The following is a 2,006-nucleotide window of genomic DNA, read 5'->3' on the forward strand; positions in this document are numbered from 1 at the left end:
GTCGCGGTTCGTGGCGTGTCCGTTCGGCGGCCCGGGGGATCGGATGTATCGCACCGGGGATCTGGTGCGCTGGGACGCCGATGGTCAGCTGGTGTATCTGGGCCGCGCCGATGAGCAGGTCAAGATTCGCGGGTTCCGCATCGAGTTGGGCGAGGTGCAGGCGGCGCTGGCTGCGTGCGACGGGGTCGCGCAGGCGGTGGTGATCGCGCGCGAAGACCGTCCCGGTGACAAGCGTCTGGTGGGTTACATCACCGGTACGGCCGATCCGGCCGCGGCGCGCGCCGCGCTGGGGCAGCGGTTGCCGGCGTACATGGTGCCGGCCGCGGTGGTCGTGATCGACGCGCTGCCGCTGACACCGAACGGCAAACTCGACAGACGCGCACTGCCGGCACCGGAGTACTCCGACGCCGATCGGTACCGCGCCCCGAGCACCCCGACCGAAGAGATCCTCGCCGGCATCTATGCCGAGGTGCTCGGCGTCGAGCGAGTCGGCGTCGACGACTCCTTCTTCAACCTGGGTGGGGATTCGCTGTCCGCGATGCGGGTGATCGCCGCGATCAACTCCGGGCTGGGTGCCGGACTGTCGGTGCGCGCCCTGTTCGAGGCGCCAACAGTCGCCGAGTTGGCCCCGCGCGTCGGCGCGGAAGGCGCCGGGCTCGACCCGCTGGTGGCGGTCGACCGTCCCGCGGTGGTGCCGTTGTCGTTCGCCCAGAACCGGTTGTGGTTCGTCGACCAGCTCCAGGGGCCGTCGGCGATCTACAACATGGCGGTGGCGTTGCGACTGGACGGTCGCCTCGACGCCGAGGCCTTGGGCCAAGCGCTGGCCGATGTGGCGGGCCGGCACGAAAGCCTGCGCACCCTGTTCGTGGCGGCCGACGGGGTCCCGCAGCAGCTCGTCGTTCCCGTCGAGCAGGCCGACCTGGGCTGGGACGTCGTCGACGCCATCGGATGGCCAGAGGCCGAACTCCGTGAGGCCATCGACGCGGTGGTGCGTCGCCCATTCGACCTCGCAACCGAAATACCTTTGCGCGCAACGCTTTTCCGGGTGGCAGCAGACACCCACGTGCTGGTTGCGGTGGTGCACCACATCGCCGCCGACGGCTGGTCGGTCACTCCACTGGTGGCCGACCTCGGCGCGGCGTACGCCAGCCGGTCCGCCGGCGAAGCCCCGCAGTGGGTGCCGCTGCCGGTGCAGTACGTCGACTACACGCTGTGGCAACGCGAGCAGCTCGGCGATCTGGACGACCCCGAAAGCCGCATCGCCGGGCAGCTGGCCTACTGGGAGCAGGCGCTGGCCGGTTTGCCCGAGCGGCTGCAGCTGCCCACCGATCGGCCCTACCCGGCGGTGGCCGACTACCGCGGAGCTTCGGTGTCGTTCGAGTGGTCAGCAGAACTGCAGCAGCAGATCTCGCGGATCGCTCGCCAACACGACGCGACCACCTTCATGGTGATGCAAGCGGCGCTTGCGCTACTGCTCTCCAAGCTCAGCGCCAGCAACGACGTGGCGATCGGGTTCGCCATCGCCGGGCGTAACGATCCTGCGCTCGACGGCCTGGTGGGCTTCTTCGTCAACACGCTGGTGCTGCGGATCGAGCTGGCCGGCGATCCCAGTGTCGCCGAACTGCTCAGCGATGTGCGCGCGCGCAGCCTGGCCGCGTACGACCACCAGGATGTCCCCTTCGAGGTGTTGGTGGAGCGGCTCAACCCGACCCGCAGCCTCGCGCATCACCCGCTGGTCCAGGTCATGCTGGCCTGGCAGAACCTGGCCGGGCAGGACGGCGATCACGCCGGGCTGACCCTCGGCGACCTCGACGTCACCCCGCTGCCCGCCGAAACCCACACGGCGCGAATGGATTTGACGTTCTCCATGGCCGAGCGCTTCGGCGAGCAGGGCGAGCCCGCCGGCATCGCTGGGACCGTCGAGTTCCGCACCGATGTGTTTGATGCTGTTGGTGTTGAGGGGTTGATTGGGCGGTTGGAGCGGGTGGTGGTGGCGATGGCTGCTG

General features: G+C 69.4%; 1 protein-coding gene. It reads left to right on the plus strand.

The window, feature by feature from the left end:
- A partial coding sequence (locus A5663_RS06235; RefSeq protein WP_156744373.1) for a condensation domain-containing protein occupies positions 1-2,006 on the plus strand: 2,006 nt, incomplete at both ends.

The organism is Mycobacterium sp. E740 (assembly GCF_001672895.1).
In the GTDB taxonomy this organism is placed as follows: Bacteria; Actinomycetota; Actinomycetes; order Mycobacteriales; family Mycobacteriaceae; genus Mycobacterium.